Origin of the sequence: Streptomyces poriticola (assembly GCF_036689765.1) — a bacterium.
Classification (GTDB): Bacteria; Actinomycetota; Actinomycetes; order Streptomycetales; family Streptomycetaceae; genus Streptomyces; species Streptomyces poriticola.
In genome coordinates this window covers 110,995-126,258 of sequence record NZ_JBAGKH010000011.1, presented here as the reverse complement: position 1 = coordinate 126,258, position 15,264 = coordinate 110,995, and the positions used below count along the sequence as shown (strand labels likewise).

Below are 15,264 nucleotides of genomic sequence, written 5' to 3'. Positions count from 1 at the left end.
ACCGCGTCGTTGGTCCGGTTGTCCGTGCCAGCCAGGGGCGGGCCCGAAAGAACCACGCGTGGCTCGCTGGGGCGATGAGACGTACGGATCGTGCTGTGCGTCGTGGGACCTCGCTCCAGGGAAGTGACCGGACGGCAGGGGACAGCAGCCCGGTCACCAAGAGAACGGTCGGCTCCGGGGACGCCCGGGGCCGACCGGCGGAACACCCCCGAGTCCGGGTCGAACGGGTTGCGGAGGCCACTCCCGTCCAGCACGATGCGAAGACCTGGCCGAAGACCGAGCCAGCGGCGCTACCCCCCGGCGCCGCTCCCCAGGCACCGGTGCTGCCCTGACGCCGGTGCTGACTGGAGAAGGGCCCCGCGGAGACGTCCCGCGGGGCCCTTCGTCATGTCCAGGTGGCCATGTCCGAATAGCCGTGAGTCATGGCCGAAACTCAGTGATGCAGAACACATAAATTTTCCGTCAGATCAGAACAACCTTTCACAGGCTTCACTGATCAAACCTCCTGAATCAAGGGCCCCACCCGCGGCCCCACCCGCGGAACAGCCCACTTAGCGCGTGCTGCGACAGCGCAGCACTCAGGACTTCTTGAGGTCTTCATGAAGCTTCGCCGCGCCATGGCCGTCGCTGCCGCGACGGCCGTTCTCGCGCCGCTCGCCCTGCTCTCGGCACCGGCAGCGTTCGCGACGGGCGACGACACGTCTCCCTCCCCCAGCGTCACCGCGACGGAGGGCGCCGAATCGGGCGACTCCTCCGCCGAGGACACCGACGGCGCCGCCGCGTCCACGTCGGCCGCCGCCTCCGAGTCCACGGAGGAGCAGGACCCGTCCGCCGAGGAGGCCGAGTCCGACAAGGACACGGAGGACGGCGACACCACCGGTGACAACACCGGCGACACCGACGGCGACAAGAAGGACGACGAGGACGAGACCGGCGACGCGTCGCCGTCGGTCACCTCCTCGCCGACCGAGTCCGCCGGCACCGACGAGCCGGAGTGGGACCCGTACCAGGACTGCGAGAGCTACGACTGGGACGAGAAGCTCACCGCCACGATCGAAGGCCTGCCGAACAAGATCGTCGCGGGCTCGGGCTGGCACAACTTCCAGTACGTGGTCGAGAACGCCTCGGACAAGGACCTGAAGGACGTCTGGGTCGAGGCGTACACCGAGTACGAGGAGGCCACCGAGGCCTCGCTCGCCGTCGAGCTGGCCGAGATCCAGGTCAAGGAGGACGGCAGGTGGACCTCCGGCTTCCAGCAGTCGCTGGAGTTCGAGGACGGTGAGTCACTCGACTTCCCCGGCTCCTTCGTCGCCCTCGTCGAGAGCCTGGAGAAGGACACCGCCGTGACGTTCGACCTGCGCGTGCGGGTCGACGCCTCGGCCCCCGCCGGCGCCGCCTTCGCGATGACCGACGCCGTGTACGCGAGTGACGCCGCGGGCGCCCAGTGCTACGGCAACGGCGACTACTACGACATCACCGTGCTCGCCGCCGGCAGCGAGAAGCCGGGTGACGTCGATGACGCGAAGCCGAACGGCAAGAAGCCCGAGGAGCCCGGCAGCAGCGGTGTGAAGCCGCAGGGCGAGGTCAAGCAGATCACCGGCAGCCTCGCCGAGACCGGTTCCAGCTCCGCGCTGCCCGTGATCGGGCTCGTCGGCGGGTTCGCCGTCGTCGCGGGTGCGGGTGCGCTCTTCGCGGTCAAGCGGCGCAAGGCCGGTGCGCACGCGTGACCCCGTGAGGCCGTGAGGCCTTGAGGCCTTGAGGCCTTGAACGGAGAGAAGGACCTGCGCTCGGAGGGGGGCGCAGGTCCTTCTTTCTTACCTCACCCCTCTGTTCCTACTTCTTCGGCGGTACCGCCGGCACCCCCAGCAGCGGCAGCCGCAGCGCGCCGAACGCGTCCGCCGGGACCGCCGGCGCGCCGGGCTCGACGGGGCCGATCCGCTGGTACGCCTCCCCCTGCCGCGGGCGCGGGTCGGTCTCGCCCCTGTTCGGCCAGTACGACATGGCGCGCTCGGCCTGGGCCGTGATGGTCAGCGACGGGTTGACGCCCAGGTTGGCCGAGACCGCGGCGCCGTCGACGACGGAGATGCCGGGGTGGCCGTAGACCCGGTGGTACGGGTCGATGACTCCGGAGTCGCGGTCGGCGCCGATCGGGCAGCCGCCCAGGAAGTGGGCGGTGAGCGGGGTGCCCATCAGCTCTCCCACGTTGGACCCGGCGAAACCGTTGATCTCGGCGGCGAGGGCCGAGGCACCCTCCGTCGCCGCCCTGATCTGCTTGGGGTTGGGCGAGCCGTGACCCTGGCGGGCGGTGAGCAGGCCCTTGCCGACGCCGGACGGTTTCAGATACGTCGTCAGGGAGTTGTCCAGCGACTGCATCACCAGGCCGATGATGGTCCGCTCCGACCAGCGCCGGTTGGACAGGGAGCGCAGCACCAGCCACGGGTGCCTCGCCGCATGCGCCAGGAAGCCCAGGACGCGGGAGGCGCCGGAGGCGGTGTCGCCCGCGTAGGGCACCTGGAGGACGGACAGGCCGCCCATCGAGTTGGAGCCCTTGCCGTAGCGGACCGGTTCGATGTGGGTGTCGGCGTCGGGGTGGATCGAGGACGTGATGGCGACGCCGCGGGTGAAGTCGGCCCGGGGTTCGCCCGTGGCCCGGCGGTAGCGCCGGTCGTCGGTCTGGGCGCCGACCAGGGCCTCGGAGTTGGTGCGGGTCAGCTCGCCGAGCCGGTCGGACAGGTACGGGAGCCGGCCGCTCGCCTTCATGCGGTGCAGCAGGGTCTGGGTGCCGTAGGTGCCGGCGGCCAGCACGATCCGGCGGGCGGTGAAGGTGTGGCCCCGGCCCTTCCGCTTCCGGTCGGTGGGCAGGGTGGCGACCGCGTAGCCGCCGCGCGAGTCGTCCGTGACGGAGACGACCGTCGTCATGGGGTGCACCACCGCGCCCGCCTTCTCGGCGAGGTAGAGGTAGTTCTCGTTGAGGGTGTTCTTCGCGCCGAGGCGGCAGCCGGTCATACAGGCGCCGCACTCGGTGCAGGCCTGCCGCTCCGGCCCCGCGCCGCCGAAGTAGGGGTCCGCGGCCTTCTCCCCCGGCCTGGCCTTCGCCTTGCCGTCGGCGTCCTCGCCGTCGCCGAAGAAGACGCCGACCGGGGCCATGTGGAAGGTGTCGCCGCAGCCCATCCGCTCGGCCGCTGCCTTCAGATGCACGTCGGAGGGGGTGGTCGTGGGGTTGAGGCGGACCCCGAGCATGCGCCGCGCCTGGTCGTAGTACGGCTTCAGCTCCTCCTGCCAGTCGGTGATGTCCCGCCACTGCGGGTCCTCGAAGAAGGGTTTCGGCGGTTCGTAGAGGGTGTTGGCGTAGTTGAGCGAGCCGCCGCCCACCCCGGCGCCCGCCAGGACCATGACGTTGCCGAGCAGGTGGATGCGCTGCAGGCCGAACATGCCGAGCTTCGGAGCCCAGAGGTAGTTCTTCAGGTCCCAGGAGTTCTTCGGCAGCGACTCACGGGTGAAGCGGCGGCCCGCCTCCAGGACGCCGACGCGGTATCCCTTCTCCGTCAGGCGGAGGGCGGACACGGAGCCGCCGAATCCGGACCCCACGACGATGACGTCGTAGTCGTACCCGTTCTCGTCCCGGGTCTGGACGGACTTCTCCTGCGACACGTGCTCTCCTCGTCGAGAACGGGGGCGGACCGGGGGTGACTAGCGGAAGCGGAACGCCTTCATCAGGCGCAGGCTGCGGCTCATGAGACGGGCGTACGCCTCGTCGTCCATGCCCAGCGACGGGGCCATCGGCAGCAGCCGCTGGTGGGCGACGGTCTGCGCCTCGGTGTACTTGAGGATGCCCTCGGAGCCGTGCCGACGGCCGAGACCGGAGTCCTTCATGCCGCCCATCGGCGACTGGACGCTGCCGTAGGCGGGCGCGTAGCCCTCGTTGATGTTGACGGTGCCGGTGCGCAGCCGGGCGGCGACGTCCCGGCCGCGGCGGGCGTCCTTGGTCCACACTGCCGAGTTCAGGCCGTACGGCGTGGAGTTGGCGCGTTCCACGGCCTCGTCCTCGTCGGTGAATCGGTAGACGGAGACGACCGGGCCGAAGGTCTCCTCGGCGCACAGGGTCATGGCGTCCGTGACACCGTCGAGGATGGTCGGCTCGTAGAAGTAGGGGCCGATGTCGGGGCGGGCCACCCCGCCGGCGACCACCTTCGCGCCGCCCGCGACGGCGTCGGCGACATGGCGCTCGACGGTCTCCAGCTGCCGCTCGCCCACCAGGGAGCCCATGTCGGCGCCGTAGGCGAGGGAGGTGCCCAGCCGCATCGCGCGGGTGCGGGCGGCGAACCGGTCCAGGAAGGCGTCGGCGACGGACTCGTGGACGTAGAGCCGCTCGATGGAGATGCACAGCTGTCCGGCGGAGGAGAAGCAGGCGCGCACGGCACCGGCCGCCGCCTTGTCGACGTCGGCGTCCTCCAGCACCAGCATGGCGTTCTTGCCGCCGAGTTCGAGGGAGACGCCGACCAGGCGGGCGGCGGCGCCCCGGGCGACCTCGCGGCCGGTGCGGGTGGAGCCGGTGAACGAGACGTAGTCGGCGTGGCGGACCACCTCGGGGCCGACGACCGGGCCGTCGCCGAGGACGACCTGGAAGACGTCGGCGGGCAGGCCTGCCTCGACGAGCAGGTCGCGGGCCCACAGGGCGGTGAGGCAGGTCTCGGTGTCGGGCTTCATCACGACCGCGTTGCCCGCGGCGAACGCCGGGAGCGCGTCACCGACGGACAGCTCCAGCGGGTAGTTCCACGGGGCGATCTGGCCGACCACACCGCGCGGGTGGCGCAGCTCGGTGACCTTCGTCAGTGCCGGTACGGCGCCGGCGTGCCGCTTGGGCCGCAGATACGCGGCGGCGCGGCGGCCGTAGTGCCGGGCGGCGACGGCTACGGCCTGCACCTCCTCGTGGGCGTGCAGCCGGGCCTTGCCGGTCTCCAGCTGGATGAGGTCGAGCACCTCGGCCTGGCGCTCCAGCACCAGGTCGTGGAAGCGCAGCAGGACGGCCGCGCGCTGCCGTACCGGGGTGCGGGCCCACACGGGCTGGGCGGTGCGGGCCAGTGCGAAGGCCCTGGCCACGTCCTCGGGCGTGGACTCGGGGAGGTCGGCCAGCTTCCCGCCGGTGAACGGGGTGTGGTTGGCGGTGCGTCCGGAGCCGACGACGCCCTTGGTGAGCTGGGCGACCAGCTCGGGGGTGACCACGTCGGCGGCGGTGCGGGCGCCCGCCGGGGCGGGGGCGAGAGGGTTGGTGCCGGGCTGTGCCGTGCCGGGCTGTGCCGTGCCGGTCTCTTCCGTACCCGTCGTTTCCGGGGCCTGCGCGTCCGTCATGAGCGGCAGGGTATGCCGCGGCGAACGCTTTGTGTACCCGTCGGTAATAGGCATTCACCGACTGCTCACACACCGCCAGCGATCGCTGGCAGTAAACCCCCTGATCAGCGCCTTGTACGGGCGGTGGCGGAACGACGCGGATTCTGCGCGCCGCTCTCCTCAGAGCTTGCCGACCTCCCAGTTGGCGATCGCGGTCCGGGCGATCTCCCGGCCCTCGTCGGCGAAGTAGCCCTTGCCCGGGTAGTCGACGTAGATCCGGTACATGTCACCGGCGGTCGACCGGTAGTAGACGATCCGGAACTCCCGCACCCGCGGTTCCTGCGAGTCCGTCGTGGTGTAGACGATGGTGTTCTCGGCCGCCTTGTTACCCCGGTACGTGGACGCCTTGGGCTCCCCCTGCGGGGCGGGTTCGTCGGCGAAGCCCCAGGAGTACTCGCCGTCCCGGAGCATCTCCCAGTCCGCGAACGCCTGGCCCGCCGCGGTGTCGGGGAGCTTCCCGGTGCCGTCCTCGTCGGTCTCGGGGTCGCGGTCCACATGGATCTTCACCAGGCCGCTGGGGTCGGCGAACGTCGCGTTGGTGCCGTCCCACTCGTCCCCGGGCTCCAGCTTCACGAAGCTGTCCGGGATGCCCACGCTGACCCCGGCCCTGGCCCCGAGGTCCTGCTTCTTCCAGCCCTCGGGCAGCGGCCCCGCGAACGGGTCCGCGATCACCAGGTACGCGGCCACCGCGGCGGCCGTCACCGCGGCGCCGGCGCCCAGCCACGCCCTACGCCCGAACCGCCGGCGGCGACCGCCGCCCGGCACCGCCGCCGACGGGACGGCCTGGGTGGGCTGCGGAGCCGGCGGACGGGCGGCGGCGTCCAGCAGGGCCCGCACCCGGGCGGCGTCCGGGCGGCGCGCGGGGTCCTTGTCGAGCAGTCCGGTGACGACATCGGCCAGCGGTCCCTGCGCGGAGGCGGGCGCGGCGGGCACGGCGTTCAGGACCGACTGGAGCGTGGCCGGCGTGTTGCTGCGGCGGAACGGCGAGACGCCCTCCGTCGCCGCGTACAGCACGACGCCGAGCGACCACAGGTCGCTCGCGGGGCCGGGGCGCTGCCCCAGCACCCGCTCCGGGGCGATGTACTCGGGCGAACCGACGAAGCCGCCGGTGTCGGTCAGGTTGGTCTCGCCCTCGATCTGGGCGATGCCGAAGTCGGTGAGGACGACCCGGTCGTGCCGGCCGAGCAGGACGTTGTCCGGCTTGACGTCTCGGTGCAGGATCCCCGCGGCGTGCGCGGCCTCCAGTGCGCCGAGCACCTCCAGGCCGATCCGGGCGGCCTCGCGGACGCTCAGGGTGCCCTCCTGGAGCACATCGCCGAGCGAACGTCCCTGCACCAGCTCCATCACGATCCACGGCCGGCCGTCGACGACCGCGACGTCGTGCACGCTGACCACCGCCGGGTGGTCGAGCCGGGCCGCGGCCCGCGCCTCACGGCGCATCCGCTCGAAGGCGTTGTCCCGTTCCCGCTCGGGAAGGTGGTCCGGGACCCGGGGCTCCTTGACGGCGACCTCGCGGTCCACCGTCTCGTCCTTGGCACGCCACACCGTGCCCATGCCGCCGTGTCCGAGCTTGCCGAGCAGCCGGTAGCGGCCGGCGACCAACCGCCCGGCGCCGGGATCCGGCACGGAGGAAGCGACGGGCGCGGCGGGCGCCGCGGGCGTGGTGGGCGCAGGCGGCGCGGACGACGGAGAGGTCGGCTGTTGCGGCAGTTGCGACTGCTGATGCGGTTGGGCGGCAGGCTGCTGCGGGCCCGGCACGACCTGGGTGGGCACCGGGTACGGGTGTCCCGGCTGCTCCACGGCGGCGTGCGGGTTCGGCGCCTGCAGACCGAAACTCGTCGGCTCGTCAGCCCCTTGTCGGGCTCCCCCGTTGCTGCTCATGGAGTTATCCATATCGTGCCGGGCGTGCCCGGATCCACCGGGGGCCGGTTCCGGTCACAGACCCGTGACCCGCACCGCCCGCATACCTCCCGTTCGGGACGTCGGATCAGGGGGACGGAGTCGGGGACGACGGCGAGGAGAAGGCCGACGACGGCGAGGGCGAGGGCGAACGCTGCGACGGCGGCGTGCCGGGCGCCGAACTCGTCGGCGCGCCGCCCCCGCCTCCGTCCCCGTCGGGGCCGTCCGCCAGCAGCACGGCCGTGCCGATGCCCGCGCCCGCCGTCGCCGCGGCCAGCAGCACCGCGACCAGCCGGCCCCGTCTGCCGTGCCGCGGCTGGTCGCCGGCGGCGGGTGAGGGCGTCGGCGCCGGCGTACGTCCGGTGGCCAGAAACGCGCGCAGCATCCGCTCCGCCCCGGCCGCGTCCAGCCGCCGCCGCGGGTCGCGTTCGAGCAGACCGCGGACGACCGGCAGCAGCGGCCCCGCCTGTGCGGGCGGCCGGACCGCCTCGTCGACGACGGCGCGCACGATGCCGCCCAGCGAGTCGCGGCGGAACGGCGACTCGCCGCTGAGAGCGGCGCACAGCAGCGCGCCCAGCGACCACAGGTCGGACTCCGGCCCGGTGCCGGTGCCGGACATCCGCTCGGGCGCGGTGTACTCGGGCGAGCCGACGAAGGAACCCGTCTCGGTGAGCGTGCTGGCGCCCTCGACCTGGGCGACGCCGAAGTCGGTGAGGACGGCCCGCCCGTCCTCGGCGACCAGCACGTTGGACGGCTTCACGTCACGGTGCAGGACGCCGGCCGCGTGCGCCGTGCGCAGGGCACCGAGCAGGGCCAGGCCGATCCGGGCGGCCTCGGCGGCGTCCACCGGCCCGTGCGCGGCGATCCGGTCGGCGAGCGAACCGCCGTCGATCAGCTCCATGACGATGTACGGGCGTCCGTCGTCCTCGACGACGTCATGGACGACGATGATGTGCGGGTGGCTCAGCCGGGCGACCGCGCGGGCCTCGCGCAGGGTGCGTTCACGGCGCTGCCGGGCCTCGGCCGCGGCGCGCAACTCGACGCGGGGCAGCAGGGGTTCGTCGAGGGGGAGCGCCTTGACGGCGACCCGGCGGCCGAGCAGTTCGTCGGTGGCCCGCCAGACGACGCCCATGCCGCCGCTGCCGAGCCGCTCCCCGAGCCGGTAACGGCCCGCGATGACACGCCCGCCCTCCCCCTCGGTCACCATGCGCCCATCATGCCCCACCGGACGGAACGGCTCCGGGGCCCGCGCACCCGGGTGGCCGACAACCGACGCGTCCGCGCAGGGCTCGCGTGCTCAGGCGCGCTTCTCCTGCCAGCCCTGCAGCACCGCCTTGAACTGCGCCCGGGCGGTGGGCCAGTCCGGTGCGGGCGAGGACAGGTAGAGGGCGTACTCGACCCCGTCGCGGGACATGTACGTCTCCTCGACGGCCCGGCGCGGGCCGGGGAAGGGGGTGTCCTTGGCCAGGGCGGTCCAGGTGTACTCCCAGCGGGCGCTGCTGCGGTCCCGGTAGTTGCCGCGCTCCAGGGCGATCCGGCGGTAGTCGACCAGGCGCTGGAGCTGGGCCTCCAGGTCGAGTTGGTGGGCGTAGGGGTCGTGGAAGTCGGGCGAGGCGTCGACGGCTATGCGCAGGAAGTGCTCGCCGCCGTCGGGGCTGTAGTCGATCTGCGTGAGGTCGCCGTCGGCGCTGAAGACCGTGCGCTTCCAGTCCGCGGGCAGGTAGAGGCTGAAACCCAGCGGGTCGTCCCGGCGCTCCCAGGAGGCCGGAATGGCGCCTCCGGGTCCCCGGGCCGCCGTCGTCCCGTCCGTGGCCGTCGGCCCCGGTGAGGCGCCGCTCTCCGCCCGCAGGCCCTGGCCCCACTTCTGCAGTACCACGGCGGTGCCCGCGCCGACCAGCGCGGCGACCACCACGACCAGGGCTGCCGTGCGCAGCCGGCGGCGCCGGGCCCGGGCGGGTGCGGCGGCGGGCGGCGCCGGTGCCGGTGCCGGTGCCGGTGCCGGTGCCGTGGACCCTCCGCCCGCCGGAGCGGTCCCCGGCGCATAGGGCGTCGTACCCGAGGCGCCGGTCCCGGAGTGTCCGGGATATCCGGGGTACCCGGCGTCCCCGCGCCCGCGGTCGCCGCTCTCGGCCCGCGTCGGCACATACGCCTGGGCCGCGTCGGGCCGCCGCCCCTCCGCCGCCTCCGCAAGCATCTGCTCGGCCTGGGCCGCGGTGGGCCGGGTGGCCGGATCCTTGCGCAGCAGAGCGCTGATGACCGGGCCGAGGGGACCGGCGTGGTGCGGTTCGTCGGCGTCCTCCTCCACCACGGCCTGCATGGTGGACAGCGGTGAGGTGCGCCGGAACGGCGACCTGCCCTCCACCGCGGTGTAGAGCGTCGCGCCCAGCGCCCACAGGTCCGAGGCAGGTCCTGGGTCGTGGCCGCGGACCCGCTCGGGCGCGAGGTAGTCGACGGAGCCGACCACCTCTCCGGTGCGGGTGATGGTGGTGTCGCCCTCGATCTGCGCGATGCCGAAGTCGGTGAGCATGACGCGTCCGTCGCGGCCGAGCAGGACGTTGCCGGGCTTGATGTCGCGGTGCAGCACGCCGGCGGAGTGCGCGGCGCGCAGGGCGCGCAGCACCCAGAGGCCGACCCGCGCGGCCTCCCGGGGCTCGACACGGCCGCCGTCGGTGACCGCGTCGGCGAGCGAGCGGCCCTCCACCAGCTCCATCACGATCCATGGCCGGCCGTCGTGTTCGAGCACGTCGTGGACGGTGACGACGGCCGAGTGGTTGATCCGCGCCGCCGCCCGCGCCTCGCCCCGGGTCCGGGCGAGCAGGATGGCCCGGTCGCTCTCGGAGACGTAGAGGGCGGCGGTCAGCTCCTTGACGGCGACGGAGCGGTGCAGCACCTCGTCGTGGGCCCGCCACACCCGGCCCATGCCCCCGCTGCCGATGGTGTCGCCGAGCCGGTAGCGGCCCGCGAGAAGCCGGCCCTGCATCTGATTCACGTTGCCCCGCAATGTTCTTGACAGGATCAGCGTAGGGACCGGTCCCCGCGCAGGGAATGGGCGGGGGGCCTTCCGGACCGGGGTGTGACAGTTGTCGCTTCACCGGGTGCGAGGCAACCCACGGGCCCCTGCGGCCGTCCGGGGCCGACCGATGGTCAGCCGGTGTACCGGTAGGTGGCGGACGCCTGCTCGAACAGCCGTGTGACCTCGTCCCGTTCCGCCTCGGGGCCGCGTACCTGGACGACGTGGTAGTGGCCGTCGATCAGCATCGCCACATTGCGCACGTACAGCTCGCCGCCGTCGCCACCGGTCCAGGTGAACTGCCCCTCGGCCATGGTGCGTCCGCCCACCTCGATCGTTTTCAGCCCGGTGGAGGTGGCCCAGCTGGAGTCGCGGTACGGCTGCAACTCGGGCTCCCGCTCCCGCTGGTAGGCCATCGGGTCGCTGCCGAACTCGGATGCGCTGTCCCGGCCGGGCACGACGAGCAGCTCGAAGTCGCCGTCGGCGAAGACGACCTGGCCGCGGCCGTTGACCGGGGTGCGGTCCCAGCCCTCGGCGACCGCCAGGCGGAAGCCCTCGGGATCCGTGCGCAGCGTGAAGCCGTCGGCGGCGTCCGGTCCGGTGGTCTGGGTCTCGGCGGTGCCCGAGGAGCGTGACGGACTCGGATCGTCGGCCGGGGCGGGCTCGTCGCCGGGCCCGGGCTCGGCGCCGCCGTCCGGGGACTCGGCGGGCGGTGGCGCCCGGCTCGCCTCGGCCGCGGCGCCGGTGCGGCCCGCGGCGCCGGCTCCGCCGGTGTCGGCCTTCGGCATGAAGAGCAGGGCGTAGGCGACGACCCCGGCGACGGCGAGCAGTATCAGCAGGAGCAGGATCCGGCCGAGGCTGCGCGGGGACCGCTCCTCCCGGCGGGCCCGCTTGTGCCGCCCGTGCTGCGCCGGCAGCCCGGCCCGCCGCCGGCGCACCAGCTCGCCCCGGCGGCGTACGACGGGGAGCCGGCCGGCGTCGGCGGGCGGGGCGGAGACGACGTGCAGACCGGCGTCGGGTTCGGGCGCGGAGCGCACCAGGGAGCGCAGCCAGCCGCGCAGCTCCTCGACGTCGAGCCGCTCCGTGGGGTCCTGGCGCAGCAGCGACTCCACGACCGGGCGGAGCGGTCCGCACTCCTCGGCGAAGGCGGGCGGCTCCGCGCACACCATCTGCACCAGTTCGGCGGTCGACTCCTCGGGGTACGGGGCGTGCCCCTGCACGGCGCGGAAGAGCAGTGCGCCCAGCGCCCAGAGGTCGGTGGCGGGGCCGACGGGGGGTGCCAGCTGCCAGTTCTCGTGCACCGGTCCGGCCTGCTCCGGCGCCCAGCGCTCGGTCACCGGCCCGACGACGGCCATCCGCGCCTGCCGGGCGCGCTCGGCGGCCAACGGGGTGGCGGGGCCGCGCGGCGCCGGTGCCGCGACCGCGGGCTCGTCCCAGCCGGCCGGCCGCGGGGCGGCGGGGGAGGCCGGGGGCGGCGGCTGCGGGCGGCGGGCTGCGGGCAGGGCGGGGTTTCCGGTGGTCCGGGGGGCCGCTCCGTGCCAAGGGGCGCCGCCGGTGCCGTAGGGATCGGCGATCCGGCCGGGCGCGGGGTAGGGCTGCGGTCCGGTGTCGCCGTCCTGCTCCGGGGCGGGGCGGGCGCCGGGCAGGGCCGCCCGGCCGTACTGCGCCTCCTGGACCCGGGCGGCGGCGCGGGTCCCCGCGCGGTAGGCGGCGATGGCTCCGGCCCGCGCCGCCCGGATGTCGTCACGGCTGCCGAGCGGACGGGCCGCGTGCCCTCCGCCGGTCCCGTCGCGCCCCGCGGGCGACAGCTCCCCGGCCGCGCGCGCCCGGATGGCGTCCCGCCGGGCCGCGTCGGGATCTCCGGCCCCCACGGCTCCGTCGGCTCCCGCCCCGGAGGCGCGGGTCCCGGCCGGCCCATCGGCACCACGCGGCCCGACGCCCGTGCCGCCGTCCGCCCCGCCGCCCCGACCGGGCCCGCCGGCGTTCCCGGCAGCACCCGGACCGACCGGCCCCGCGCCTCCGGACGGGCTGCCCCCGGGTCCGCGGCCCCCGGCGCCAGGCCCGGTTCCCGGGCCGTCGGCACCGGCCTGCCGGAGGCCCTCCGGGTCCGCTCCCGGTACCGGGTCGTACCCGCACAGGGCCTCCTCCGCCGCGCCGACCGCCAGGCCGGTCAGCATCACCCGGCCGTCGTCGCAGACCAGCACGGTGCGGGCGGTGATGTTCCGGTGCACCCAGCCGTGGCCGTGCAGCACCCGCAGCGCCATGAGGACGTCGGCGGCGACCTCGGCCGCCCGGTACGCGGTGAGCGGCTGCTCGGCGAGCAGGGCGGCGAGCGGGCGCGCGGGCACCAGCTCGCTGACGACCCACAGGGAACCGCCCTCGGCGAACACGTCGAAGACCTGGTCGAGCCGCGGATGGTCGGGGACGCCCGCCGCGGCCTGCGCGGCCTCGACGGCACGCCGGACGACCGGGTCGACGGAGCGACGGGTTCCGCCGGAACGTGCCGCGGCCGACGATCGCTGCAGGGGACGCCGCGGGCCGTCGTCCCGGGCCGTGAACCCCTCGGGCAGTCCCTCCGCGTCGAGCACCTCGGCCTCGACCACCTCCGGCAACGGGACCTGCCGGACCAGCACTTCCTGCCCGCTGTAGGTGTCGAAGGCGCGGGTCTCGGTGAGTTCGTACGCGTCGGACGGAGGCAGCGGCAGGCGGTAGCGGTCGGCCAGGACCCGTCCGGCGTAGTCGTCCACGTTGCCTCCCCCGGCAGCCCGGTCGGTCAATTCCGTGCGCGCCGCGGCTTGTTCCGGCTGCGTACGGTCCGCAAGCACTCACGATACGTGCCGAAGGGCACCGGGATCACGGCTTCGGCTGGAACGTCTCGGTCAGCGTCCGCCAGGTGCCCCGGCGCCGGTCGCCGTCCCAGTCGTCGGCCTTCGCGGTGTACATGAGCGCGTACCCGAGCCGGTCGCCGACCACGAACCCCCGGTCGACGGTCCGGTACCGGGTGCCGCCGTCCACGTAGGTGAACTCCCAGTCGGCCGCGTTCCAGCCGCGGAAGTCCACCTTCTCTATGCGGATCTTCTGGTACTGGGCGCGCGCCATGGACCGCTCCTGGTTGCGCCAGTCGGCGACCGGGTCGTCCTTCGGCGCGGAGGTCCAGGCGATGAGCAGCTTCTGCCCGTCCGGCCCGGTGAACCGGTCGCCCGCGGCTCCGGTGGACCGGTACGTCCAGCCCGCGGGCAGTCCGATCGTGTACCCCTGGTCGCCCCGGTGGGTGGCGGCCGCGCCCGCGGCGTCGGAGTCCCCGGCCTCCTTGCCGTCCCCGGTGCCCGCGGCGTCCGCGCCGTCCTCGGAGTCCTTCGCCGAGTCGCCGGAGTCCGCCCCGGCGCCCGCGGAGGAGTCCGCGGCGGCGCCCGACGAGGTCCCCGCGGACTCTCCCCCGGAGCCGTCCGTGCGGGTGCCGCCGGTGTCGTCCCGCTTGGTGTCGCCGCTCGGCGGGGCGCCGGCGGCCGACCGGTCGCCGCTCCCGGCGCCCTTCGCACCCCCGCCGTCGCCGTCGCCGCCGAGCGCGAGGGCCAGCACCGTGCCGAGCACGGCGAGCACCACGACGACCGCGATGATCACCAGGGTGCGCCGGGGCACGACGTCGGTGATCGACGCCTTCGGCACGGGCCGGGGCGGCAGATCCGGGGGCGGCATCACGGGCCACCCGGAACTGCGCCCGCCCGCCTGCGCGTTCCCCGCCCCCGCGGCCGTCACCGCCGTGGCGCCCGCACCGGCCGCGGCGCGGTCCCCGCCCGTACCCGCCCTGCCGCCGGCTGCCCGGCCGGCACCGGACGGGCCGTCGGACGGGCCGTCGGACGGGGTTCGGGACGCGGCCGCGCTCCCGGCCCCCGCCGCCGACACGGCGGCCTTCCGCACCGAGCGCAGCGCGCCGCGCAGCCGTTCGCCGGCCTCCTCGGACCGCCTGCTCCCGGCGCCCGGATCCGCGCCCCGGCCGGGCCGCCCGTCGGTCTGCGCCGGCAGCGGTACGACCTTCGTCGCGTCGGCCGGCTCCGCCGCGCCGGGGTCGCCGGCGGGGGCATGCACCACCTTGGTGAGCAGCGCACGGGCGCCCGCGTCGTCGAGCCGCTCGGCGGGGTCCTTGGTGAGCAGTCCGTGGATGACGTCCCGCAGCGGGCCGGCGTTCTTCGGCTCCTCCAGCGGCTCGGTCATCACCGCGGTGAGCGTCGCTATGGCCGAGCCCTTGTCGTAGGGCGGGGTGCCCTCCACCGCCGCGTACAGCAGTCCGCCGAGGGACCACAGATCGGCCGCCGGTCCGGGCTTGTGGCCACGGGCGCGCTCCGGGGCGATGTAGGAGGGCGCGCCGACGAGCATGCCGGTGGAGGTGATGGACGGGTCGCCCTCGACCTGTGCGATGCCGAAGTCGGTGAGCACGACGCGGCCGTCCTCGGCGATCAGCACGTTGGACGGCTTCACATCGCGGTGCAGGATGCCCTGGCGGTGCGCGGAGCGCAGCACGTCCAGCACCGCCAGGCCGACCTCGGCGGCGCGCCGGGGCTCCAGCAGGCCGTCCTCCCGGATGGCCTCGGCGAGCGACTTGCCCTCCACGAGTTCCATCACGATCCACGGCCGGTCGTCCTCGTCGACCACGTCGTAGACCGTCACGGCGCTGTTGTTGCGGATCCGCGCGATCGCCTTGGCCTCGCGCAGGGTGCGCGTGATGAGGCGCCGCTTCTCCTCCTCGTCGATGTTCGACGGGAACCGCAGCTCCTTGACGGCGACCGTGCGGCCGAGGGTCTCGTCCTCGGCGCGCCACACCGTCCCCATGCCGCCGCGGCCGAGCACATCTCCCAGCCGGTACCGCCCGGCGAGGAGACGTGCGCTGTTGTCCTGACGGGATGTCCCCGCCCGCTCCGCCTCCGACATGCGTCCCCTCATGCAACCCGCCCTGACAGAGCCTTCATTGT

8 protein-coding genes are annotated in these 15,264 nt (G+C 74.4%); 1 reads left to right on the top strand and 7 read right to left on the bottom strand.

Annotation, left to right across the window (positions count from 1 at the left end):
• Positions 1–599 precede the first annotated feature (599 nt).
• Entirely contained in the window at positions 600–1,727 is a 1,128-nt protein-coding gene (locus V5O46_RS17345; RefSeq protein WP_332885500.1) for an LPXTG cell wall anchor domain-containing protein, read from the top strand.
• A gap of 106 nt (positions 1,728–1,833) precedes the next feature.
• Here V5O46_RS17345 and V5O46_RS17340 read toward each other — a convergent pair whose 3' ends face one another.
• The 7 genes from V5O46_RS17340 to V5O46_RS17310 form a co-directional block, all read right to left on the bottom strand.
• Complete coding sequence (locus V5O46_RS17340) at positions 1,834–3,651, bottom strand: GMC family oxidoreductase (RefSeq protein WP_332885499.1); 1,818 nt, start codon at positions 3,649–3,651, stop codon at positions 1,834–1,836.
• Positions 3,652–3,690: 39 nt separating this feature from the next.
• Positions 3,691–5,349, bottom strand: coding sequence for a succinic semialdehyde dehydrogenase (locus tag V5O46_RS17335; protein WP_332885498.1), 1,659 nt, complete (start codon positions 5,347–5,349; stop codon positions 3,691–3,693).
• Positions 5,350–5,508: 159 nt separating this feature from the next.
• Positions 5,509–7,269: a serine/threonine-protein kinase gene (locus V5O46_RS17330; RefSeq protein WP_332885497.1), complete on the bottom strand. Its 1,761-nt coding sequence runs from the start codon at positions 7,267–7,269 to the stop codon at positions 5,509–5,511.
• Between the two features lie 106 nt (positions 7,270–7,375).
• Positions 7,376–8,494, bottom strand: a complete 1,119-nt coding sequence (locus V5O46_RS17325; protein WP_332885496.1) for a serine/threonine-protein kinase — start codon at positions 8,492–8,494, stop codon at positions 7,376–7,378.
• 90 nt (positions 8,495–8,584) lie between these two features.
• Entirely contained in the window at positions 8,585–10,267 is a 1,683-nt protein-coding gene (locus V5O46_RS17320; RefSeq protein ID WP_332885523.1) for a serine/threonine-protein kinase, read from the bottom strand.
• A 164-nt stretch (positions 10,268–10,431) separates the two neighbouring features.
• On the bottom strand, positions 10,432–13,044 hold the full coding sequence (locus tag V5O46_RS17315; protein ID WP_332885495.1) for a protein kinase: 2,613 nt from the start codon (positions 13,042–13,044) through the stop codon (positions 10,432–10,434).
• Between the two features lie 106 nt (positions 13,045–13,150).
• The gene (locus V5O46_RS17310) at positions 13,151–15,223 is read right to left on the bottom strand and encodes a serine/threonine-protein kinase (RefSeq protein WP_332885494.1); all 2,073 of its coding nucleotides are present in this window, start codon (positions 15,221–15,223) and stop codon (positions 13,151–13,153) included.
• Positions 15,224–15,264 lie beyond the last annotated feature (41 nt).